Below are 23,848 nucleotides of genomic sequence, written 5' to 3' on the forward strand. Positions count from 1 at the left end.
GATTTAGCGAGTGAGTGATTATGTAAAAAGCAGTAGAGACGCAATGATTGCGTCTTAAGCCAAGTCATATCTAGTCTAGTAGCATCAAAAAAGCGGTCGAAAACTACTTTTCGACCGCTTTTTTGATAAAAATCCCAATACTAAAAATTCGGGATGACTCATGTTTGATGCTACTATGCTAGAATACAAAATTTAATATAATCACTCAGTCGCTTCAATCTTTAAATTCATTTATACCCCTCTCAAAACAACATACAAATATCCATCATAACATCGTCCTTCTTTGATGATTGATTTTGGCTGAATGGATTCCAGCTGGTACCCTCCTCTTTCTAGCACTTTTTGCGATGCTTTGTTAGTATCAAATACACCTGCAAAAATTCGTTGAATCTGTGGAAAATGCTCGAATGTATAAGTCGTCATTTGCTTAAGAGCCTCAGACATAATACCTTTTCCCCAATATTCTTCACCAAGCCAATACCCTATTTCGGCTTGACACTCATAAATATCCTGCCCCAAAATTATACCGATACATCCCACTACAGCATCATCGACGCATATAGCCAACGACGTGTAGGGTGGTTTTTGACCTTTGTTAAAATCAATCCACCAAACAGCATCATCATGCGTATAAGGGCTGGGAAAGATATTTCTCAAATACTTGGCAACATTAGGATTATTGGCGTGTTTGACCAGAGCGTTTTCATCTCCTTCTCGAAATGCTCTGAGTGTAAATATTGTGGACATACGACGTTTTCTGGTTTCTTTATTTCTTTAGCAACTCTCTGCCTTTCGGCACTATTCTCCTTTTACTAACAAATATTTCATTAACTTTTTGAAAATACGTATATTCAGGATTAGTATTTGCTAGACTTTCATCAATAGCTTGTGATAAAATGCTTTAAAGTAGTTTGCCAAACTCATTTCCCTTTATACCATGTCAAAAAATCGTAAACCTGCCAAAACCATTACTCAACCCAAACCTTCTGACGCAAAACCCGAGACAAATCTCGCTACTAATACCTCCACGTCTTGGCAATTTTATTTAGGAATTGTTCTGCTGTTGGTCATAGTACTTATTGCTTTTGTGGGTGGATTCAATCATCAATTTGTAGACTGGGATGACCATGTATATATCGAAAATAATTATTTGGTAACGCAACCTTCAGGGCATTGGTTAGAAGCTTGGAAGAGTCATGTGGCACTCAACTATCACCCACTAACAATTTGGTCTTTGATGCTCAATGCCAGTATTTGGGGAAGTACTTCAGCCAAATCATTTATCGTAACAAACTATTTACTTCATAGCATCAATGTATTGTTGGTAGGATATCTAGCCTTTTTACTCAGTAATAAAAATAAAATAGTTGCCTTGTGGGTAGCCCTCATCTACGGAATTCACCCAATGCGTGTTGAGTCTGTAACATGGGTATCTGAGCGCAAAGATGTCCTTTATGGGCTATTCTTTTGGGCTGCTTGTATTGTATACGTACAGTATTTACAGAAAAACAAAAACGCCAAATTAGTTTGGACATGGGTACTATTTGTTCTATCCTGTCTCTCAAAAGCACAAGCGGTGGTATTGCCTGTGGTTTTACTACTGTTGGATTATTGGTACGACAGAAAGTTGGAGCCTAAAGTATTGATAGAAAAAATACCATTCTTTATGGTATCGTTGTTATTTGGACTAATCGCTACAAATATTCAAGCAGGAGGTGATTTTCATGGGATGATACATGCTATCGGCGAACAAAAAACTGCCTTAGATTTGAAAGTATTTACCTTTAGCGAACGCCTCCAGTTTGCAGGATACGGCTTTATGATGTATTGCTATCACCTACTTTTACCATTACAACTCTCTCCTTTTTATCCTTATGAAAGCACTGGATCACACGCTCAACTTTATACTGTAGGGCTGGTTTTCACAATTGTTCTACTGATATTTGCAGGGGTATTTTATAAAAAAAGTAAAACTTTCTTCTTTGGAATAGCCTTTTTTACCATAACAGTAGCACTCGTTTTGCAATTTATCTCAGTGGGCGCTGCTATTATGGCTGACCGTTATACCTATATCCCATATTTTGGTTTGTTGTTGGGCATTGCACTCGGCTTGGTATACATCCAACAAAAATCACCACAACTTGGACAAATTGTCTGGACAGTAGCCTTTTTATTTGGTGGTTTTTGTTTCGTCCAGACTAAAGCACAAGTGGCTATTTGGGAAAACACAGGTACATTATTTAGCACCATTATACAGCGTTACCCTGATGATTATCGTGCTTATTATACCCTAGGGAAATATCAAGGTGAAAAAGAAGGAAAACTAGAGGAGTCTATTGCCAATAATCTCAAAGCAATTGAGCTAGGTTATAAAGGTGATACTGGTCCTTGGGAAAACTTGGGAACAGCCTACGGAATCAAAGGTGATACGCCAAAAGCGTTACAATATTTTGATGAAGCCATCAAAAGAGGCACCAAATCAGGCGAGACTTATATGAACCGAGGAATTGCCTATTTTACTCTTCAGCAGGCACAAAAAGCTATTCCCGATTTTGAAAAATCCTTGACCATGCCTAATAGAAAAAAAGCTCAAGCGCTATCCATGTTGGGGGCATCCTATATTTCAACAGGCAACCCTAAGAAAGCACTGGAAGTATTAAACGAACTCATCAAATCGGAAACTCAAGTAGATTATTCGGCCTACCTCAATCGAGGTGTTGCTCATCAGCAACTAGGATATAATACTGAAGCCGAAGCTGATTATCGCGTTGTTTTAGCACAACAACCCAACAACTCTGTAGCCTTGCAAAACCTTAAAATAATGGGCAAATAAAAGTAATGAGTTGTGAGTTGTACTTGCCTAAAGAGTAAAGTTTGCTTATCCCGTGAAATAACTTTACTCTTTTTCTACTTTTCTTTATTGCTATAGTTGTTATCTTTAGCCAATTCAATTTTTCTTCTTGTTGTTGACACTCTTTCCTTTAGGTTTTTACCCGAACAGATTTAAAGAAATATTTATCAAATTCTTGTTGTAAATCACATTTTGTGTCTTACTTTCCTGAAAAATAATGGTTCTAAGTAACATAAAAGTATTTAGAAAAGCGTTTTGTCAAGGGAGCAAACACTACATAGATATGAATAAAATATACCTTCTTACACTTTCATTAATACTGTTGTTGGGAAAGGCAGGATATGGACAGTCATTTTTATCTTTTGGTAAAAATAAATCTAGAAGTACCGAAAGTAAACTTTACGAAAAGCACTCTTCTGTGGCATTTGGCTTGGGAACAAGTCATTATTATGGGGACTTAGCGCCCTATTATCGTATTATTCCTTCTTTCACCCAAGATATCAGATGGAATGTAGGTGCCGAATGGGAACGCTATTTGTCTCCACATTGGGGCGTTCGAGTGGGTTTATCATGGATACGCATTGCTGGCGATGACAACAAATTTCAGGGTGTGGCAGGAATGGAAAGTTTTTTTATGCGAAACGCTCATTTCAGAAATGATGTGAAAGAATTGTCTGTGGTAGGTGTATATCAATTGGTCAAACAAAATCGCAACTATCGTGCTCGTACCAAGCTTATGCCTTATTTGTTTGCAGGAGTTGGGGTGTTTCATCATAACCCTATGGCAAAAGCGCCTCAAGGCATTAGTATTCCAGCAGGACAATGGACTAGTCTTCAGCCACTGGGTACCGAAGGACAAGGCTTACCAGGATATGCTTCTCCTTACAAGCTCATTTCGGTCAGTATTCCTGCGGGTATTGGTATCAATTATAAAGTGAACCAAAATTGGGATTTTGGAGTAGAATTTAGTCTGAGATATACGCTAACAGATTATCTAGACGATGTAGGAGGACCCTATGTTTTGCCCCAAGATGTTCAAGACCCCAATACCTTGGCATTTAGTCACCGAGAATTAGAAAGCACATCCATCACAACCGGTCGTGACCGTTTACCAGAAATTCGTCAGTGGTTTGTTAATGCAGGTTTTACAGCATACGCCGACCCAAATACCCCCATTAATCCAAGAGATGCCGCGGTATTTTACAGTGGTAATTCTCGTAATGCGACAGGAAATATAAACGATAGTTTTTTAATGACTCGTATCAAGCTAGTTTATCACTTGATGCCAGCTGTAAAATGCCCTCCATTGAGATAATAAACCCTATTTTTTAGCATAAAGGCGTTTTAGAATTCAAGTTCTAAAACGCCTTTATTTTTAATAAAAATCGTTGATAAAATCTCGAAGATTATGGTTTTTAGTTTGTTTTTGAAGCTAAAACGCTTAATTTAGTGTAAGCAATCGGCTCGATGAGCAGAGTACTGTGGCCCGAAATGTGAGGTCGGTTTGTTGATTTTAATAGATTTTTCAAGATTAATAGACTATATCCTTCGTAGTGTTATTGTATTTCTGCCTCTTTCCTGTCAAAGTGCCTTAATTATTAACCCAAAAACAATCACAATTTTGACCACTATTCATAGAAGTGATGATTTAAGAGTATCTATCATATAAAAGTTTGTACGAGTCGTTTTTTTGCTTTTCAATGAAATTCTCATTTTTCAAATTTTTACATGTAGTGTATTTCTATATGGTTAATTAGGGTTGTACAAAGGATTTCAAACTATTGCAGATTGGGGATTTCTGATTTCGGAAATGAATTAAAATACCTTTATTTTTTACAAAATATAGAAGATTATACTTCCGAAATCCAACATCCGATATCCGAAATAAACAGTTTCATAACCCTTCGTACAGTACTATATGGTTAATAACTAATTTCTGTTAACGCTTTTCCACTTTAGTCCCCCAACTGTGTTAATATGTCCGTAGAAGCTGTAGCGATAGACTTAGAATTAGAAAAGAAGGAAATCCTTAAACGGTACAGAAAATTACTCGCAAGTGCCAAACCCTATCTTCGTGATAATGATGCCAAGTTAATCAAACAAGCATTTTTGATGTCGGTCGAAGCGCATAAACACATGCGTCGTAAATCTGGTGAACCGTATATCTACCACCCCATTGCGGTAGCGCAAATTTGTGTGGATGAGATAGGGCTAGGAGCCACGTCCATTATTTGTGCCTTGTTACACGATGTAGTCGAAGATACTGAAGTAACACTCGATGAAATTTCGGAGCAGTTCGGCTCCAAGGTTGCCAAAATTATCGATGGCTTAACCAAAATTTCAGGCGTATTTGAGCATGGTTCTTCTCAACAAGCAGAGAATTTCAGAAAAATGCTTTTGACGCTTTCTGACGACATCCGAGTAATCCTGATCAAACTTGCCGACCGCTTGCATAATATGCGTACGCTCACAAGTATGGCGAGAGATAAACAATTAAAAATTAGCTCAGAAACTTTCTATCTGTATGCTCCTCTAGCACACCGCTTGGGTTTGCATGCTATTAAATCTGAATTAGAAGACCTTTGTTTAAAATATACCGAACCAGAGGCTTATAAAGAGATAGCTAAAAGGCTCAAAGAGACCAAAGCATCCAGAGAGAAGTTTATCCAAAACTTTATTCGACCTATCGATAAAGGACTTCAGGATATGAGCTTCAAGCATGTCATAAAAGGACGCCCAAAATCTATTTATTCAATTCATAATAAACTCAAAAAGAGCAATGTACCTTTTGATGAGATATATGATTTGTTTGCCGTTCGGGTTATTTTGGATGTTCCCAAAGAACAAGAAAAAGCGGCTTGTTGGGCGGTATATTCAATGGTGACTGACCATTACAAACCCAACCCTGACCGTTTGAAAGACTGGATCTCAAACCCTAAATCCAATGGATATGAATCATTACATACCACTGTAATGAGTTCAGGGAAAAAAGGTCGCTGGGTCGAAGTACAAATCCGTACCACACGTATGGACGAGATTGCAGAAAAAGGCTTTGCCGCCCACTGGAAATACAAAGGCAACGATACTCGCACCAATAAGGCTTTTGAATCGTGGTTATCGCAGATTCGTGAAGCATTAGATTCTTCTGACAAAGCCCAACAGTCGGCCGTCGAATTGGTCGATGATATTCGTAGTAGTTTGTACAACGAAGAGGTATTTGTATATACGCCAAAAGGAAAACTTATCGTTCTAAAAGAAGGTGCTACGGCTTTAGACTTTGCTTTTGAAATCCACACAGAAGTGGGTGCTCGTTGTATCGGCGCCAAGGTCAACAATAAGTTAGTGCCATTGAGTTACAAACTCAAAACGGGTGATATCATTGAATGTATGACTTCGGCAAAACAAAAACCATCTGAAGATTGGTTAGGTTTTGTCGTAACCACCAAGGCCAAGTCACGCATTAAAGACTATATCAAAGAAGCCAACAAACAGCACGTAATTGTTGGGCGTGATATGGTAGAACATCGTTTGAAAATTCTTGGGGTAAATGTACTCACCTTAGAAGTGACCAATCAGCTAAGAGCCTACTTTAATGCCAAAGATGCCAATGATTTGTTCTATCGCTTTGGAAAAGGGTATATCCAACTCGATGAGCTAAAACGCTGGAAGTCTGACCGAGAATCGCATGAGCGTAAGCAAGCGGCTAAGAGTATTCAGGAGCCATTAACCAATACCAAAAACTTGGTAAAAGAGCTCAAGAAACTTCATGGCGACCGTAAAGATGCCGATGCTTTGTTGATTGGAGAAGATATGGATAAGATAGATTACACGCTGGCAAAATGTTGTAATCCAATCGCGGGGGACGATGTATTTGGTTTTGTAACCATCAACGAGGGTATCAAAATTCACCGTACCAGCTGTCCTAATGCTCCTGAATTATTGTCAAGACATGGCGACCGCGTCCTAAAAGCAGTGTGGGCATCTAAGATAGAAATGTCTTTTGTGGCACATTTGATTATCAAAGGAACCGACCGTATGGGTTTGATGAACGACGTTACCAGAGTAATTTCTCAAGACTTGCAAGTCAATATTCAAAATCTTTCAATTGGTGTAAAAGATGGCATTTTTGAGGGAAAAATTGCATTGATGGTCAACAATACGGGGCATCTAGAAAAATTGGTAAACTCATTAGAACAAGTAAGTGGCGTTGTAGAAATCGAGAGAGGGGAATAAAGAATATTTCGGATTTGGGATGTTTGATTTCGGATTTAAGATTTTTTAAAAACAATCCAGCATCCCCTATTAGTACTGTACGAAGGGTTTCCAACTATTGCAGATTTGGGATTTCTGATTTCGGAAAAAGTAAAATATCTTGATTTTCGCAAAATATAAATAAAAAGGTAGGTTACATTTCCGAGATCCAACATCCGATATCCGAAATAGATAGTTCTTGCAATCTTTCGTACACTACTAATCTACGATACAGACTAAAGCTTTCTTATAAATTTCCATTTTAATGTGAAAATGAGTTATTTTGTATTAAAGAATAGATTTAGTCTAAAATTGAATCTTCATGAATTATTGAGTGTTTAGTTTTTGGACATTGAACCAGCTTTTCATAAACTAATCACCGAAGCCATTAAACAATGCCATCAAACGCTAATTTGGAGGCTGTAAAGAAAATTTTTACAGCATATCTTGAAAATAAAGGGCTGAGAAAAACGCCAGAACGCTTTGCGATTTTGGAAGAGATTTACTCACGTGACGACCATTTTGATGTGGAGGAGCTTTATATTTCGATGAAGAATAAGAAGTATCAGGTTTCGCGTGCAACTGTGTATAATACCCTAGATGTATTAGTAGAATGTGATTTGGTTTCCAAACATCAATTTGGAAGAAATATTGCACAATACGAAAAATCTTATGGTCGTCGTCAACACGACCACTTGATTTGTACAGACTGTCACCATGTAACTGAATTTTGCGATCCACGTGTCCAAACAATTCAGTCGATGGTGGGCGAAATGCTACAATTCAATGTAATGCACCACTCTTTGATTTTTTATGGTTCATGTACCAAAACGGATTGTGAACATAAAAAAGCTCTTCAACAACAGCTTTCTGTTAATGGCGAATCTGACCATTAGAAAGGAATTCTCTGATGTATCATAAGTATAATACCTCAGAGAATTCTCAAATTTCCTCCATAGATAAGGGCTTTTCCTAATAAGATTAGTTATCTTTGCCTTTCATTTCGTACCGCAGGCAATGGCCTGTAAAATTTCGTAACTCTAAATACGGGCGTAGCCTGTGATACCAAGTAATAAAAATGGCAGTAGATGTATTGTTGGGTTTGCAGTGGGGCGATGAAGGTAAAGGTAAAATCGTTGACGTTTTAGCTCCTAAATATCAAGTTGTTGCCCGCTTTCAAGGTGGCCCTAATGCTGGACACACATTAGAATTCGACGGATTCAAACATGTTTTGCATCAAATTCCTTCAGGAATTTTTCGTCAAGAGGTTCAAAACATCATCGGTAACGGTGTGGTTCTTGACCCAATCATCTTCAAAAAAGAAATCGATGGTCTTGCAAAGTACAATTTGAGCTTGCAACAAAACCTCGAAGTTTCAAAAAAAGCTTCTATTATCCTTCCTACTCACCGCTTGCTAGATGCAGCTTACGAAAAAGCTAAAGGTGACGCCAAAATCGGATCTACTTTAAAAGGTATCGGTCCAACTTACACAGACAAAATTTCTCGTCAAGGTTTGCGTGTTGGAGATATTATTTCACCAAACTTTAAAGCAAAATATGATGCGCTTGTAGCTCGTCATAAGGGTATTTTGGATGTTTATCAGTTTGAATATGATTTGACTGCTGCTGAACAAGAGTTCTTCGAAGCTGTTGAATTTATGAAACAATTCAACTTGGTAGATTCTGAATATTCTGTAAACAATGCGTTGACAGAAGGAAAAACTATCTTGGCTGAAGGTGCTCAAGGCTCTTTGCTTGATGTTGATTTTGGTTCATATCCTTTCGTAACCTCTTCAAATACTGTTACAGCTGGTGCTTGTACAGGTTTGGGCGTTGCTCCAAAAAACATTGGTGAAGTTTACGGTATCTTCAAAGCTTATGCTACACGTGTAGGTTCAGGTCCTTTCCCTACGGAATTGCTTGATGAGGTAGGTGAACGTATGCGTCAAGAAGGTCGTGAGTTTGGTTCAACTACAGGTCGTCCTCGTCGTTGTGGATGGATTGATCTTCCTGCATTGAAATATGCAATGATGATCAATGGCGTTACACAATTAGTCATGATGAAGGTTGACGTATTGAATATTTTCGAAGAAATCAACATTTGTACGGCTTACAAATTGCCAGATGGTACTATCACTGAGCAATTGCCTTACGATTTAACAGATACACAAGTAGAGCCGATCTACGAAACATTGAAAGGATGGAACACGTCTTTGGCTGGCTTAAGAACTTTCGAAAGCCTTCCTGCTGAATTGACAGGCTACATTGCTTTCTTGGAGGAAAAATTAGGCTTGCCAATCAACTTTATCTCTACTGGTCCTGACCGTGATGAGTGTGTGTTGAGAGGTGCGTTAGCATAAGCTATCGGCTTTGGGCTTTTGGCAATTGCTAAGTTAGAGATGAGTCATTTCTAATTTTAGAGTATATTTAAAAAATATTTAGCGGTTGTAGAAAAACGATATTTCCGTTTGACACTCCTTACTTTTCTTGTCTTGACACAAGAAAAGTAACAAAAGAAAGTCAAGAAATCCTAAACTCGCCTGCGGCTCAAACAACAGGATTTCAGAAATGCAAATACAATTTTTTCTTCTTCAATAGCTTTTAAAATTTAAACATGCTTTTAGAACTGGGCTTATTGTCAAACTATTCATCAAAAAAGGCGTTCGAAATGAGTTTTCGAACGCCTTTTTTGATAGTCTCTTAAAAAACACCTCTTTAGACGCAAAATTTGGTGTATCTGCAAATGAAATTCATCTTAAAATAATCACTCATGCACTCAATCACCAATCACTCAATTAGAAATTTTTATGTAGTTGTAAATACTGCAACAACATAATTGTTTTTCCATCTTTGATTTCGCCTGTTTTTACCATATCTAAGGCCTGCTCAAAGGGTAATTCAAGGACATCTATTTCTTCGTCTTCAACTCCACCACCTTCATTTGCAACGTCTTCTTGTGAATACTCAGCAATAAAGAAATATAAAATTTCAGTTACCGAACCTGGACTCATATAGGCTTCAAAAACTTTTTCTACTTCCGAAATACGATAACCCGTTTCTTCTTCAGTTTCTCGCTTGATAGCGGTTTCGGGCTCATCTTGGTCGAGCAAACCTGCGCAAGCTTCGATAAGCATTCCGTCTTTGTTGCCATTGACATAAGTCGGAATTCTAAATTGTCGAGTCAAAATCACCGTTTTTTTCCGACTATTGTATAAAAGAATGGTAGCGCCATTACCTCGGTCATAGACTTCACGAGATTGGGTTTCGACAATACCATTTTTGCGTTGATATTCAAACGTATATTTTTTTAAAATGTACCAATTGTCAGACAAAAGCTTTTCGTCGATAATTTTGATGGAAGAAGTCATAAAATCAATTTGATTATTTTTGATTAAAAATGATTATTTTTGATTAATTATTCAAAACAACTAAATTTTCTATGAATTACCAACTCCGCAAACAGCTTATTTTACAAACGGTCGAAGAAAAAGGCTCGGTGGAAGTCAAGGACTTAGCCGAATTGTTACAAACTTCTGAGATTACAGTTCGAAGAGATTTGGCAACCTTGTCTGAGCAAGGTCTTTTGTATCGCACACATGGCGGAGCTATGAAGATGAGTTTGGTACAAGCACCTACGAGTTTTGCCAACAAATCCACCAGCCGCATGGCTGAGAAAGACTATATCTGCCAACTAGCAAGTCAACTGATACAAGAGGGTGATGTGATATTTTTGGATTGCGGAAGTACTGTATCTCGTTTATGCCAATTTATCAAACATAAACGTATCAAAGTCATTACTAATTCGTTGCCAATTGTGTATGAATTAATGGGAACAGAGGTATCCGTAAATCTTATTGGTGGAGAGTTAGATGCAGAGCGACAAGCCATTCATGGAACAATTGCACTAGAGCATATCGCCCGTTATCAGGCCAATAAAGCATTTTTGGGTATCGATGGTATTTCGTTAGCTAGAGGGCTGAGTGCTGCCTCCGAAAAGGAAGCTAGTATTGCAACGACTCTTGCACAACATGCTCAACAGGTCATTTTGTTATGCGATGCCTCTAAGCTCGAAAAAGAAGCATATCTACAATTTGCTTCCTTCGATATGCTCGATGTATTGATTACTGACGCCTCAGCAGATAAGGATTTATTGGTGAAGTATGAGCAAAAAGGCTTAAAAATTATTTGTTAGTATCTCAATAAGTAGAGTTTTTCTAAAAAGCTATTCCGATATTTGTATATTGGTTAGAGATATACCCACTCTAATGCTATCACTTTTTCTTGGAGTCACATGGATAAATCTTTTTTACAATATCTTTTTTCAGAAGACATTATTTACAAAATTCCTGCTAATACAGAGAACAAACAAGACCTTACGGTTCCTGTTGTAAAAGTATCTGAAGAAATTCAACCAGAAAAAGTACAAAAAAACGTAGCGCCACCAACACCCGCTCCTGTGGCGAGTGTGCCAGACTTTATCCCATATAATCCTAAAAATCAGGTGTTGATTCTGGTCGATAATATCAATCAAGAAGAAATGGAGCTTTTGGGGAAAATCTTGGGGGCAGTTCAATTGCAAATCAACCAAGTAGACTTATTGGACTTATCAAAAGTAGGCGATACGAGTCTAAAAAATATTTTGACTCAAAAATCACTTCGACAACTACTTACCTTTGGGGTATCTTTATTCAGAATACAATTAGAGATTCCTCTCACACCCTATCAGATTCGAGAAGTGCAAGGCGTAAGATTTTTATATTCGGATGCTTTAGGAGAAATCAAAGACGACGTGACACGCAAAAAAGCCCTCTGGTCAGCGATGAAAGCCTTTTTTGCTTAAAGTAAAACATGAGTCATTCCGAATTTGGCGGATGAGTAATGAGGTAAAAATTTGTATTCTAGCAGTAGAGATGCAATGATTGCGTCTTAAGCCAAGTTATATCAAGCATAGTAGTATCAAAAAAGCGGTTGGAAAATATTTTCCAACCGCTTTTTTGATGAAAATTTGGAGAATAATCCCAATCTTAAAAATTCGGGATGACTCATGTTTTGATACTATATTTCAAAATGACACCTCTTTAGACGCAATCATTGCATCTCTACTGATAGAAATCACTCAATTTGGAGTGATTCATGTCTATTTATCACATCATTTTACCATGCCATTCGTGGCATAGGACTTACATCCTGACCACAAAATTCACCTTTTTCTGCTTTGAAATGTGCAGCCATCGCAATCATCCCAGCGTTGTCGGTACAATATTGAAACTGAGGAATATATACATTCCAACCCAACTCCTCTCCTAGTCGTTGCAATTCGGCACGCAAGCCTGAATTAGCCGACACCCCACCAGCAATCGCAATATCTTTAATTTTGTATTGCTTGGCTGCTTTTTTGAGTTTTTGAAGCAAAATTTTAATCAAGGTATGTTGCATTGAAGCACAAATATCCTTGATATTCTCTTCAACGAAATTAGGATTCTTGGCTGTTTCTTTCTGTAAAAAGTACAAAAACGCTGTTTTAATTCCAGAGAAAGAATAATTCAAACCTTGCATTTCAACAGTCGGAAACTCAAAGCGTAAAGGATTACCTTCCTTGGCATATTTGTCGATTAATGGTCCACCAGGATAAGGCAAATTCAATAGTTTGGCTGTTTTGTCAAAAGCTTCACCAACGGCGTCGTCTTGGGTTTCGCCAATAATTTCCATATCGAGTGGCGAACGAACAAACACAATTTGTGTATGACCACCGCTGACTGTCAAACAAAGGAATGGAAACTGAGGCTTTGGCTCATCAATAAAATGCGCCAAAACGTGTGCTTGCATGTGGTGGACATCGATCAGTGGAATATTTAAACCAAGTGCCAATGCTTTGGCAAAAGAAGTACCCACTAATAAAGAGCCCAAAAGCCCTGGTCCGCGTGTAAAAGCTATGGCATTTAGGTCAGATTTTGTTATCTTCGCTGTGGCTAAAGCTTCGGCTACTACAGGCACAATATGTTGCTGATGGGCACGGCTGGCAAGTTCGGGAACAACGCCGCCCCATTTTTGATGTATGGCTTGGCTTGCGACAATATTGGAATGAAGTTTGCCATCAATAATAACGGCTGCTGAACTGTCGTCGCAAGAGGATTCTATCGCTAAAATGGTCATGTTTCAAAATTTTTCACAAAGATAACCAATCATTTTTAAAGCTGGTTAACATTGACAAATAGGTAGCTTAGCAACCACGTCAGGTAAACATCTTTAAACTTAATATACGGCTTTTGCTTCTGTTTCGTTTTAAAAGCATAACATCCAAATCTATCTCTTAGTTTGAATCAGCGCAATATTCCGTCGATTCATATACCCAACCCCGATTACCATTTCGAGTTAAATGATTTTCAATGCACTCAAAATATCAACAAAAACCGTCCTTTATGCTTTAGTAGGGGTCATGATTTTGGTTGTATTATTGGTGTCGGTACTGAGAACTTCCTATGTACAAACGAAACTTGCACAATATTTTGCGCCCAAAATTTCGACTGCCTTAGGCTATCCTATCGAAGTGGATAAAGTTACGATTCACTTTTTTGACGAAGCTACGCTCGAAGGCGTACGTGTAAAAGATTATCAAGGCTATCAGATGATAGATATTGAAAAACTAGATGTAGATTTTCAATTAAAAAGTTTAGTACAAGATAGCACCCAAAACGTACTCGATTATGTTCGTTTATTTCGTCCAAAGGTAGTTTTGGTTATTGATAAGAAAGGCGATTTGAATATTGATGAATTTATTCGTCGTATCAACAAGCTTACAGCCTCCAAAGAACCTAGGCCCAAAAATCACAAGCCCTCCCCTTTTATTATTCGAGAAGCGGATATTCAGGACGGTATTTTTACCTTAAATGATGAATCTGAACCATATTTGAATAGTCGCCAATCTTTCGACCATTATCATTTTACGCTCCATGAATTAGAGGCGCACCTCAATGACTTTACCCTGATTAGAGATACGGTAAGTTTCAAAACGACCTTGAAAGGATATGATCGTTTTTCAAATACAAGAATCAAAGAGTTAACGACCAATTTCTTGATTTCGGATACGCAAATGCGTTTTGATAATCTGTTGCTAAAGCTCAATAACTCGACGGTCAAAAATCAAATTTTGATGTCTTTCAAATCACAAAAAGACTTCAAGCATTGGAACTCCAAAGTCAGGATGCGAGCCAATTTTGATTCAACATTTGTGACTTCAGATGATTTAGGGCGGTTTGTCAACGATATGTATGAATTCAAAGATGCCTATTATTTGAATGGCAAATTTGATGGTATTGTTAACGATTTTAAACTCCAAAATTTTGATTTGTACTTTGGCAAAAAATCAAAATTGCGGGGTGACTTTGCCTTTAAAGGGCTACCTTCTATCTCAAAAGCCGACATGAAATTGTCGATGAAAAAATCACATGTACAGGTAGAAGATTTACAAAACTATATCGGTCCTGACCCTGTAAAAGCAATTAAGAAATTTGGTTACGTCAATTTTGATGGGACTTTTGTTGGAACCATTTCAGAGTTTAAAACTACAGGTTTACTTGAATCCGAATTAGGCAAATTGGACGTGGATGTGAGTATGGTACTCAAGCCAGAATCCGCCAAATCAACCTATTCGGGATTAGTCAAGGCACAGGAGTTTAAAATAGGAACTTTGCTGGAAGAGACCTTGCTTGGGAATGTGTCGCTCAATGGTAAAATTGAAGGTCATGGCTTTAGTTGGAAAGACTCTGAGCTTCAATTTGATGGCGATATCAATAGTTTACAGTTTAATAAATATGACTACAAAAATGTGTATGTCAAAGGCAAACTAGCCAAGCAACTTTTTGATGGTCGGGTGATTGTGAATGATACCAACTTGGTGTTTAACCTTTATGGAAAAGTTGACTTAAGAAATCAAAAAGAACAAGTTGACCTTTTTGGCAAACTCACAAAAGCTAATTTACGGAATCTATTTTTCACCAAAGACGATTGGCGCATTTCTACCTATTTGGATGTCGAATTTGATGGTATCAATGTCGACAAACTGAAAGGGGGAGCTTTGCTATATCATACCGTGTTGGGTTATAATACTCGCAATTTGTATGTAGATACGGTAAGATTTACCTCAAAAATATTGCCTCAAGAGCGCTTATGGTCTTTGGAATCGCCACAAGCGGATGTTGCTTTTAGAGGAAAGTTTTTGCCCTCAAAAGCGACCCAAGATTTAATGCAACTAGTCAAAGAATATTCACTCTATTTTGTGGGTAATGAGCAAGAGCGAAATGACTATTATGCTAAAAAACCGTATTTCGTACCGCTCAACTATGAAATAGATTATTTGCTGACATTGAAGGACTTCTATCCCTTCATGGCGCTGGTATATCCTGAGGGAAAAATTTCTAAAAACACCCAATTTAAAGGTAGTTTCGGCATAGGTTCAACCTCTACTTTTTCCTTAGAATCTAAAATTGACACCTTGATTTTGGGTAAAAACTACCAATTCTATGGTAGCCATATTGACCTCAATTCTTCCAAGTTTTATAACTCTCCAGCGGTGCTAGCATCGGTGGTTTTGAATTCTCAAAAGCAAAAAATCAGTATTCTTGAACCTACCGAAAAGTTTGATTTAGAGGCATCATGGGGCGATGACAATAGCATTCGTTTTACGAGTAAAATTCGCCAACAAAATACCACCAATGAGGCTACACTCAATGGAACATTAGGCTTTATGCAAGAAGGTATATCGCTAAAATTCAATAAGTCGGAGTTTAAAGTATTGGACAAACGTTGGCAGATAAATCCTGAAAACCTAGTAACGATTGTTGGCAAAGATTTAGGAGCTCAAAACTTCATGATTGCCAATGATGACCAATATATTGCCCTAGATGGGAAAATTTCGGAAGACTCGACCGAGGCTATGAACTTTAAGGCCAAAAACTTTAGTCTGGAAACATTAGCCCCTGTCGTAGCCCTCAATATTAGTGGTACCGTCGATGCCGATGTATCTCTCAAAGAAGTTTATAAGCATATTAATGCCGACTCCCAACTGAGAATAGAAGGACTTACACTAGATAATTTCCTGATTGGCAATTTTGAAGGTTCTGGTATTTATGACCAAGAGGCACATATCGTTCGTTTGGATTATGACCTCGAACGCCTCAATAATCATATCCTGAAGTTTCAGGGAACGTATGACCCTATGCAGGAAACCAACTCTCTCAATTTGACCGCTAATCTAAACCAGACTAGTTTGCAGATTCTGGAGCCATTTACCAAAGGGGTATTCTCTAATTTGAAAGGAACAGCCAGCGGCGATTTGAAGATAACAGGCAACCTTCGCCACCCTATTTTCAATGGTGTTATAGATGTCAAAAAAGGCTCTTTGTTTTTTGACTATCTCAAAACTACCTTGAACTTCGAAGATAAAATCCACTTTGACGTCGATGAAATTTTTGCCAAGAAAATGACAGTTTATGACGACGAAGGCAATAGAGCCTCGCTAATGGGCGGGGTGTATTACGATGGTAGTAACAATTTTTCATTGGGTTTGAACTTGAATTTATCCCGCTTCAAATTACTGAATACCACCAAACGTGACAACAACCTTTATTACGGAACAGGCTATGCCAGTGGCAAAGTATCCATAGACGGCCCGTTCAACAATATTGTGATTGATGCCAATTTGATTAGTGATAGAGGGACTCGATTGTACATTCCTTTAGACAATGCACAAGATGCTGGAAGTCAAGAAGAAATAGAGTTTTTGGTAGCAAAAAATCCAGACGAAAGTAAGAACGAGAAGAAGAAAAAAGAAGATACATCGAGTCGTATTCGAATGGATTTCAAATTTGAATTTACGCCTGACGCCTACGGAGAAGTCCAATTTGATAAGCAAACAGGTGACATTATGCGTGCTTATGGAGCAGGCAAAATCAACTTAAAAATCGATACTAAAGGCGACTTTAGCATGACTGGCGACTATGCTCTTGATAGAGGAGATTATACATTTACTTTCCAGAATATTATCAATAAAAAATTCTCTATTCAAAGAGGAAGTCGCATTAGTTGGTCTGGCAATCCGTATGAGGCAATGCTCGATATTAGAGCAGCGTATACACAAAATGTTAACTATTTGGGTTCTGTGATTGATACTGTTTCAACTGGTTCATCGACCTATAAAAACCGTCCAGAATTTACGCGTCGTTACCCTGTCGATGTCATTATTCAGTTGCGAGATAGGTTGTTGCAACCAGCTATTAGTTTCGATTTGAAATTACACGATTATCCACAAAATCCAGAATTTAACTCGGGGGTAACAGCGTTTCAAAACCGTATTCGTACCGATGAACAAGAGCTCAATCGTCAGGTAAGTAATGTATTGCTTTTGGGTCAAATGGTATCCAATTCGGCAGCGGCTTTTGCTTCGGTCAATTTGGTCAATAACCTAATGGAATTGGCTTCTAATCAGCTGAGTAATGTATTTTCAAAAATTGACCAAAACCTTAATGTCGACTTAACTTTCAACGGAAGTGGCTTGAATCAGGACTTAATCAATAATCTCCAGTTACGTTTTTCATACAACTTCAACGATAGATTCAGAATCACCCGAAGTGGTGGTTTTACTACCGCCTTAAACCAAACCAATGCCCTATCATTGATTGGAGACTGGTCGTTAGAATGGTTTATTCAGCGTGACGGAAGTTTGCGTTTGAAGACCTACAACCGTAATGTACAAACCTCTATATTGGGTTCTTTAAACACCCAATATCAAACCTTCACCTCAGGAGGGATGTCGATCCTTTATTCAAAAAGTTTCAACTATTTGTTTCCTAACAAGTACAAAAAACCAGCCAAAGAAACAGCAGAATAGAGGTTTTTGGATTTCGGATGTGGGATTTCGGATTGCGGAAGTAGGGCGATTTAGCTTACACCTTTATAGAGCCATATATATCCGAAATCCCACATTAGGACTGTACGAAGTATTTCAAACAATTTCAGATTTGGGATTTATGATTTCGGAAATGTAGAAATATACCTTTATTTTTTACAAAATATAGCATCTTACACTTCTGAAATCCAACATCCGAAATCCGAAATTTCAAAGTTGCCTATCCCAAATATCTCTCACGTATAATTGATAAGTGATGGGCTTCATGACCTGCGATAGCCCAAGCGTAAGCCCGAGCAGATACCGCAAAACCATTGGCATTTCCCATGCGTGAGGCCACGTCCTCTATCATAGAGCGGTAAAGGGCAATCGACGACTCACGAACTAGGCGATATTGCTCCAATAAATCCTCGAAAGGTTGAGATTCGAAATTGGCAGCCTCCATATATTCATTTTCATCAAAGCCAGGCAAAGGATTTTTTTCGCCACGGGCAATACATACAGAACGATAAGAAAAAATACGTTCAGTGTCGGTGATATGTCCCAATAATTCCTGAATTGACCACTTTCCTTCGGCATATCGGTATTTTTGTTGCTCAACAGACAAATTTTTCATCAAAAAAAGTACTTCTTCTTTCTGTTTGGTAAGCATCTCAATAACATCCTGACTATCAGAATACTCTATATATCTTGAGAAATACTTATGTTGAGGATACTCAGATTTTTCGGCCTGTCTCATATTTTTTTTTGCTTTTTTTTTACAAAAGTATTGACTTCTACAAAAAAAGCACTAATTTTGCATCACAATTCAGCAACGCAATCGCAAAAAGCAAAAATTGTACAAAGGTTTGGTAGTTCAGTTGGTTAGAATACATGCCTGTCACGCATGGGGTCGCGGGTTCGAGTCCCGTCCAGACCGCAAAAGCTCAGAAAGAAATTTCTGAGCTTTTTTGTGCTTATACCATTCTCATTTTTTTATTTTTTTGCCAATTCTGAATAATAGAATTGGCTTTTATGTTTAAAACCAGTCAATATTTTAAAATACTAAATTCGTTTTAGCTATTATCTTTGTTCAAAAGGTAGTAACCTAAATTAAGTATAATCCCGTATGAACAAACAACAGTTAGCCGCAAAAATCTGGGAATCAGCCAATCAGATGCGTTCGAAGATAGAAGCGAATGAATATAAAGATTACATTCTTGGGTTTATTTTCTATAAATACTTATCCGATAAACAAATTCAGTTTGCTAAAAAAGAAGAGTTTTCGGATGATGATATAAAAAATTTGTCGGAAGAAGATGCCGATACTACCAAACACTTCCAAGACAACCTCGGGTATTTTATTGCTTACAAAGATTTGTTTTCTACATGGATTGACATGGGCAAGGATTTTAATGTCTCTAATGTCCGTGATGCCCTATCGGCGTTTAGCCGATTGATTAGCCCAAATCACAAAAAACTGTTTGATGGCATATTTGATACTTTACAGACTGGTTTGAGTAAATTGGGCGATAATGCTGCCTCACAGTCAAAGGCAATCAGTGACCTGATTCACTTGATTAAGGCTATTCCGATGGATGCCAAGCAAGACTATGATGTTCTTGGTTTTATTTATGAATACTTGATTGAGAAGTTTGCCGCCAATGCAGGCAAAAAAGCTGGTGAGTTTTATACGCCTTTCGAGGTATCTTTCTTGATGTCTGAAATTATTGCACATCATCTGAAAGATAAAAAAGAAATTCAAATTTATGACTCTACCAGTGGCTCGGGTTCTCTCCTTATCAATATTGGTAGAAGTGTGTCTAAACACATTGAAGATAAAGCCAAAATCAAATATTACGCCCAAGAACTCAAGAAAAATACCTACGACCTTACTCGTATGAACTTGGTCATGCGTGGTATTAGCCCCGATAATATTGTTACTCGTAATGGCGATACCTTGGAAGAAGATTGGCCATTTTTTGAAGAAAACGACCCTATCAACTCCTACAATGCCTTGTATGTGGATGCAGTGGTGTCGAATCCGCCGTATTCTCAACAATGGGATTCGAGCAACAAAGAAACTGACCCTCGCTATGCTCGCTTTGGGCTTGCTCCCAAAACTAAAGCCGACTACGCTTTTTTGTTACATGATTTGTACCACGTAAAACCCGACGGTATCATGATGATTGTGTTGCCGCATGGGGTTTTGTTCCGTGGTGGTGAAGAGGGAATTATTCGTAAAAAACTTATCGAAGAAAATCATATCGATGCCATTATTGGGCTTCCTGCTAATATTTTCTTTGGCACGGGTATTCCAACAACGATTATTGTTTTAAAACAAAAACGCCCCAATACAGACGTACTGATTGTAGATGCGTCAAAAGGTTTTATCAAAGTAGGAAAAAATAATAAACTCAGGGCTTCGGATATAAAAAAATGTGTTGATGCCATTATTCATCGTGAAAACCTTCCGAAATATGCTAAACTCGTAAGTCGTGAAGAAATCCGAGCTAATGACTATAACCTGAATATTCCTCGCTATGTAGATTCGTCTGAAAATGCCGAAAGTTGGGATATTTACGCTACAATGTTTGGCGGAATCCCTACCAACGAAATTGATGAACTGTATCCGTTTTGGCAGGCTTTCCCTCGTTTGCGAGAAGCCCTTTTTGTGGCAACGTCAAGCCATCATGCCCAACTCAATACTACTGAAATCAAAAAGGAAATTACCCAACATTCTGATGTTAAGGCGTTTGTTGAAAATTTCAATGCGGCGTTTGCCAACTTCGATACGTTTTTGAAGGACGAATTACTCAAAAATATGATGGCGGTAAATACCTCAAACGAGGAAGATGTGTTGAGCCATGCTATTTTTGAGCGAATGACATCTGTGCCATTGATTGATAAATACGAGGCGTACCAACTCCTCAATGATAATTGGGTACATATTGCTGTCGATTTGGAGATTATCCAAACGGAGGGCTTTGAAGCTACTCGTATCGTTGAGCCCAACATGGTGATGAAAAAGAAGGACGGTAAAGAGTACGAAGTACAAGAGGGTTGGATTGGTCGTATTATGCCTTTTGAATTGGTACAGCAAACTTACCTACAAACCGAACTCGACGCTCTAAAAGCCACGGAAGAGCGCTTAGCAAACATTACGGCTGAATTTGAAGCCTTGTTTGACTCACTTACAGAAGAAGACAAAGAAGCCGATACGGTCAACGAAACCAAAGATGGCTTTGTGGCGGCAGCAGTGGCAAAAGAAGCCAAACAGTTTTTAACAGAAAGTAAGAAAAAAGGTGTCCGACAGGAAGGTTTTGAGGCAGACTCTTACGAAACAAAAATTTGTACAGCCAACAAGTTATTTACCGAAGAAAAAGCGCTTAAAAAGGAGTTTGCTACGCAAAAAAATGACCTTCACCTTTTGACCAAAGCGACCATTGAGCAACTAAGCGACGTACAGGTATATCATTTGCTCGAATACAAATGGATAACTCCTTTAGTAAAGGAATTGAACAAACTGCCCGATGTACTTATACACCAACTGACTACCAAAGTACAGGCTTTGGCAGACAAATACGCCACTACCTACGCCCAAGTAGTAGCCGAAATACAGGAAACCGAAAACTCCCTAACGGCATTGATGGACGAACTAACGGGTAATGAATTTGATATACAAGGACTCAATGAGTTTAAAACCCTTTTGAAATGATGAAAAATAATAAACCTGTTATTCGTTTTAAAGGATTTAGTGAGGAGTGGAACGAGAAGGAGTTGGGGGAAATTGCAACTATGAAAGCAAGAATTGGCTGGCAAGGACTAACACAAAAAGAGTTTCTTGATTGTGGTGATTACTATCTTATAACTGGTACTGATTTTAATAATGGTAGCATAGATATTAAGAACTGTCATTATATTGGTGCAGATAGATATAATCAAGATTCAAATATTCAGATAAAAGACAATGATGTATTAATTACAAAAGATGGTACGATTGGAAAGGTAGCTTTTGTTAAAAATCTGGACAAACCAGCTACACTTAATGCAGGTGTTTTTGTAGTTAGAGGAAAAAATGAAAATATTAGTAATTTATATCTTTATCATCATTTAGCAAGTCCTTTACTATTAGATTTTGCAGATAAACAAGCTACAGGAGGAACAATAAAGCATTTAAACCAAAATGTTTTAGTTCGTTTTCCAGTTCCTTTACCTCAATTTCAAGAACAAACCCAAATAGGCAATTTCTTTAAAAACCTCGATAACCTTATTACGTTACATCAACGGAAATATGAGAAGTTGGGCGTTTTAAAGAAAGCCATGCTCGAAAAGATGTTTCCTAAAAAGGGGGCTAATGTACCCGAAATTCGTTTTAAGGGATTTGAGGGGGCTTGGGAGGAGAGAACTTTGGGAGAAATGTGTGTGATTGGTGATATAGATCACAGAATGCCAGAATCTGTTAAAGATGGAATTCCCTACATTATGACTGGAAGTTTTGTTGGTATTAATGATATTGACTTCGAGAATTCTAAATTAATATCCATAGAAGATTACGAACAGCTTTCAAAGAAAATAAAACCAGAATTAGGGGATATTTTATTTGCAAGATATGCTTCTGTTGGAGCTGTAAGATATGTGGAAGCACAAAAGAATTTTTTAGTATCATACTCTTGTGCAATCTTAAAGAGCAATAGTACTTTCAGTAGCAAATACCTATTTTATTACTTGCAATCAAATGAAACACAACGTCAAATTGAATTAGAGATTAACACTGGCTCTCAACGAAATATCGGTATAGATTCATTGAAAAAACTTATCATTTTTTTACCACAAGATAAAGAACAAGAAAAAATAGGCACATATTTCAAAAACCTTGATGATTTATTAAGGCTTCATGAAAAGGAGTTGGAGAAATTGAAAAACCTTAAAAAAGCCTTGTTGGAGAAGATGTTTGTTTAACCAACGAAACGAACGAACGTCGGGTTTAACGTCGGGGAGGTTTTAAACCTCCCCGACGTTAAACCCGACGTTAAATAAACGACTTAAATCCCTGACATTAAACAACGTTCTACCCCTTAAATTAAGATTACATGAAAAAACATACCCACCCCTTAGAACCTAATAGGATTTATCATATTTATAACAGAGGTATAAACGGTGAAAATATTTTCAAAGAAGAAAGAAACTATCGTTATTTCTTAGAAAAATACGCAAAATGTATTTCGCCCATTGCCGATACTTACGCGTATTGCCTATTGAAAAACCACTTTCATTTGGCTGTGAAAATAAAAACAGAACAAGAGATTTTAGCTTTTTATCGGGCTAAAAAAAATATCACAGATGAAACAAACGTCATTTTTAACGTCGGGGAGGTTTTAAACCTCCCCGACGCTAAAAATGACGTTAAAATTCCAGATGTTACGAAAATAATTAATCAGCAATTTGCTGTTTTGTTTAACGGCTACGCACAGGCCATAAACAAGGCTTACAATCGTACAGGAGGGCTTTTTGAGGAGTCTTTTCGTAGAATTATAGTAGATAATGATAACTATTTTACACAACTGATTTATTATATTCACCAAAATCCTATAAAACATGGGTTTGTCAATGATTTGAGAGATTACCCTCATTCTTCGTATCACTCACACCTCAGTACGGCTTTGACCAAACTTAAAAGAGATGAAGTATTAGAATGGTTTGGCAATAGAACTGAGTATGAAAAATTCCACCTTGAAAATCAACACTTAAACAATCTTGATAGATTTTCTATTGAGTTTGAATAACGTGATTTTAATGTCGTTTAATGTCGGGGAGGATCAAAACCTCCCCGACATTAAACGACAAGCCAACGCACAGGCAATT

15 protein-coding genes and 1 tRNA gene are annotated in these 23,848 nt (G+C 37.7%); 12 read left to right on the forward strand and 4 right to left on the reverse strand.

What is annotated here, in order from left to right; all coding sequences use genetic code 11:
* Positions 1 to 231: 231 nt before the first annotated feature.
* The gene (locus GVN22_RS06710) at positions 232 to 747 is read right to left on the reverse strand and encodes a GNAT family N-acetyltransferase (protein ID WP_166550273.1); all 516 of its coding nucleotides are present in this window, start codon (positions 745 to 747) and stop codon (positions 232 to 234) included.
* A 190-nt stretch (positions 748 to 937) separates the two neighbouring features.
* On the opposite strand from GVN22_RS06710, the gene GVN22_RS06715 reads away from it, so the two are divergent.
* The 5 genes from GVN22_RS06715 (at position 938) to GVN22_RS06735 (ending at position 9,461) form a co-directional block, all read left to right on the forward strand.
* The gene (locus tag GVN22_RS06715; RefSeq protein ID WP_166550274.1) at positions 938 to 2,833 is read left to right on the forward strand and encodes a tetratricopeptide repeat protein; all 1,896 of its coding nucleotides are present in this window, start codon (positions 938 to 940) and stop codon (positions 2,831 to 2,833) included.
* A 301-nt stretch (positions 2,834 to 3,134) separates the two neighbouring features.
* Positions 3,135 to 4,166 (forward strand): outer membrane beta-barrel protein, encoded by a 1,032-nt coding sequence (locus GVN22_RS06720; protein ID WP_166550275.1) that lies wholly within the window; start codon positions 3,135 to 3,137, stop codon positions 4,164 to 4,166.
* A gap of 662 nt (positions 4,167 to 4,828) precedes the next feature.
* Entirely contained in the window at positions 4,829 to 7,084 is a 2,256-nt protein-coding gene (locus tag GVN22_RS06725; protein WP_166550276.1) for a bifunctional (p)ppGpp synthetase/guanosine-3',5'-bis(diphosphate) 3'-pyrophosphohydrolase, read from the forward strand.
* A gap of 413 nt (positions 7,085 to 7,497) precedes the next feature.
* On the forward strand, positions 7,498 to 7,998 hold the full coding sequence (locus GVN22_RS06730) for a Fur family transcriptional regulator (protein ID WP_095162259.1): 501 nt from the start codon (positions 7,498 to 7,500) through the stop codon (positions 7,996 to 7,998).
* Between the two features lie 182 nt (positions 7,999 to 8,180).
* Positions 8,181 to 9,461 (forward strand): adenylosuccinate synthase, encoded by a 1,281-nt coding sequence (locus GVN22_RS06735; RefSeq protein ID WP_095162257.1) that lies wholly within the window; start codon positions 8,181 to 8,183, stop codon positions 9,459 to 9,461.
* 435 nt (positions 9,462 to 9,896) lie between these two features.
* On the opposite strand, the gene nudK is transcribed toward GVN22_RS06735, so the two are convergent.
* Positions 9,897 to 10,469, reverse strand: coding sequence for a GDP-mannose pyrophosphatase NudK (gene nudK / locus GVN22_RS06740; protein WP_166550277.1), 573 nt, complete (start codon positions 10,467 to 10,469; stop codon positions 9,897 to 9,899).
* A gap of 71 nt (positions 10,470 to 10,540) precedes the next feature.
* On the opposite strand from nudK, the gene GVN22_RS06745 reads away from it, so the two are divergent.
* Both GVN22_RS06745 and GVN22_RS06750 read left to right on the forward strand, forming a co-directional pair.
* Positions 10,541 to 11,293, forward strand: a complete 753-nt coding sequence (locus tag GVN22_RS06745; protein WP_166550278.1) for a DeoR/GlpR family DNA-binding transcription regulator — start codon at positions 10,541 to 10,543, stop codon at positions 11,291 to 11,293.
* Positions 11,294 to 11,392: 99 nt separating this feature from the next.
* On the forward strand, positions 11,393 to 11,941 hold the full coding sequence (locus GVN22_RS06750) for a hypothetical protein (RefSeq protein ID WP_166550279.1): 549 nt from the start codon (positions 11,393 to 11,395) through the stop codon (positions 11,939 to 11,941).
* A 314-nt stretch (positions 11,942 to 12,255) separates the two neighbouring features.
* Here GVN22_RS06750 and tsaD read toward each other — a convergent pair whose 3' ends face one another.
* Entirely contained in the window at positions 12,256 to 13,254 is a 999-nt protein-coding gene (tsaD, locus tag GVN22_RS06755; RefSeq protein WP_166550280.1) for a tRNA (adenosine(37)-N6)-threonylcarbamoyltransferase complex transferase subunit TsaD, read from the reverse strand.
* A gap of 223 nt (positions 13,255 to 13,477) precedes the next feature.
* Here tsaD and GVN22_RS06760 point away from each other — a divergent pair, with 223 nt between their 5' ends.
* Positions 13,478 to 17,986, forward strand: coding sequence for a translocation/assembly module TamB domain-containing protein (locus GVN22_RS06760; protein ID WP_166550281.1), 4,509 nt, complete (start codon positions 13,478 to 13,480; stop codon positions 17,984 to 17,986).
* Between the two features lie 238 nt (positions 17,987 to 18,224).
* On the opposite strand, the gene GVN22_RS06765 is transcribed toward GVN22_RS06760, so the two are convergent.
* Positions 18,225 to 18,743, reverse strand: coding sequence for a DinB family protein (locus GVN22_RS06765; RefSeq protein WP_166550282.1), 519 nt, complete (start codon positions 18,741 to 18,743; stop codon positions 18,225 to 18,227).
* Positions 18,744 to 18,849: 106 nt separating this feature from the next.
* Between GVN22_RS06765 and GVN22_RS06770 the strand changes: the two genes are divergently transcribed.
* The 4 genes from GVN22_RS06770 to GVN22_RS06785 all read left to right on the forward strand — a co-directional run bounded on the left by GVN22_RS06770 (position 18,850) and on the right by GVN22_RS06785 (position 23,769).
* Positions 18,850 to 18,923 (forward strand) — tRNA-Asp (locus tag GVN22_RS06770).
* 189 nt (positions 18,924 to 19,112) lie between these two features.
* Complete coding sequence (locus GVN22_RS06775; protein WP_166550283.1) at positions 19,113 to 21,701, forward strand: type I restriction-modification system subunit M; 2,589 nt, start codon at positions 19,113 to 19,115, stop codon at positions 21,699 to 21,701.
* Positions 21,698 to 22,945: a restriction endonuclease subunit S gene (locus tag GVN22_RS06780; RefSeq protein ID WP_166550284.1), complete on the forward strand. Its 1,248-nt coding sequence runs from the start codon at positions 21,698 to 21,700 to the stop codon at positions 22,943 to 22,945. Before GVN22_RS06775 ends, GVN22_RS06780 begins: the two co-directional genes overlap by 4 nt.
* 131 nt (positions 22,946 to 23,076) lie before the next feature.
* Complete coding sequence (locus tag GVN22_RS06785; protein ID WP_166550285.1) at positions 23,077 to 23,769, forward strand: hypothetical protein; 693 nt, start codon at positions 23,077 to 23,079, stop codon at positions 23,767 to 23,769.
* Positions 23,770 to 23,848: the final 79 nt, after the last annotated feature.

It is taken from the genome of Cellulophaga sp. BC115SP (assembly GCF_009905545.1).
GTDB lineage: Bacteria > Bacteroidota > Bacteroidia > Cytophagales > Spirosomataceae > Flectobacillus > Flectobacillus rivi.